General features: G+C 68.1%; 2 protein-coding genes. Both read left to right on the top strand.

Annotation, left to right across the window (positions count from 1 at the left end; all coding sequences use genetic code 11):
* Positions 1 to 436, top strand: a 436-nt coding sequence (locus VF092_01495; GenBank protein HEX6745957.1) for a hypothetical protein, incomplete at its 5' end; no start/stop codon positions are given.
* 295 nt (positions 437 to 731) lie between these two features.
* Positions 732 to 1,052, top strand: a 321-nt coding sequence (locus tag VF092_01490) for a hypothetical protein (protein ID HEX6745956.1), incomplete at its 3' end; no start/stop codon positions are given.

Genomic DNA, 1,052 nt, shown 5'->3' with positions numbered 1-1,052 from the left:
GCCGCGGGAAGCACTCAAGTTCTACCAACAGGGCATCGCGCTCTCGATGGAAGACGCCAACCTGGTCTCCCTCCAGCAGAACCTGTACAGCGCGGGCACGACGTCGATGGAGCTCCAGCGCGCCGACGACGCCGAGGGCTACTTCAAGCACGCGGGCGCCTGTTCCGGCAAGCTCGCGAACCCGTACACCAAGTGCGACGCCATGGAAAAAGAGGGCGAAGCGCAGTGGCAGCTCGGCAAATTCAAGCAAGCCGAAGAGACCTGGACGAACGGCAAAAACCTCGCCAAGCAGTTCAACTACGGCGAACGCGCGATCTCGATCCTCGATCGCATGATCGCCATGTATCGGCTCTCGAACCTCTTCAGTGAGGCTCACGCGTGCGAACGCGAAAAGGCGGAGCTCACGCAGCAACAGGGCGCGCAGCATGCAGGGTAACGGTGGGAAGTTCGGCGGTGGTGGCGCCAGCGGCGGTTGGGGTGAGTCGGGTGGTGGGCCCGCTGGTGAAGGCGGCGCGGGTGGTCCTGCGGCCGGCGGCGGCGCCCCGGCGGGCGGTGGCGCAGGCGGCGGAGCCGGTGGTGGTGCTGGAGGTGGAGCAGGCGGCGGAGCCGGTGGTGGCGCTGGAGGCGGAGCAGGCAGCGGAGCCGGTGGTGGCGCTGGTGGCGCAGCTGGCGGTGGCGCTGCCGGTGGTGGCGGCATCTTCGGGGCGCGCGTCGCCTCCGCGGCGAAGTCGATGCAGGTGTCGGACACCGGCAACGCAAAAGTCGATGCGATGGGCGACGTCATCAACAACGCCCTCGCGCCGTTCTTCGAAGCTCCCGATCCCGAAAAGGGCGTCCTCGGCGTAGTCGAGCAAGGCATCGGGGCGGTGATGGGGCTGCAGAACGCGCCCCTCGAATTGCTGAACACGGGTTTCGCGATGTTGACCGCGCCGATCGCGGCGCTGATGCCCGCGTTCCCGGCGGCGTACCTGACGGTGCTTCACGTCGGCATGCCGCACACGCATGTCCACCCGCCGAGCCTGATCCCGCCAGCCCCGCCCGTGCCTTTGCCA

Source organism: Longimicrobium sp. (assembly GCA_036377595.1).
Lineage (GTDB): Bacteria > Gemmatimonadota > Gemmatimonadetes > Longimicrobiales > Longimicrobiaceae > Longimicrobium.
Note: the sequence above shows the minus strand (reverse complement) of the source record. Positions and strands in the feature narration are given on the sequence as shown.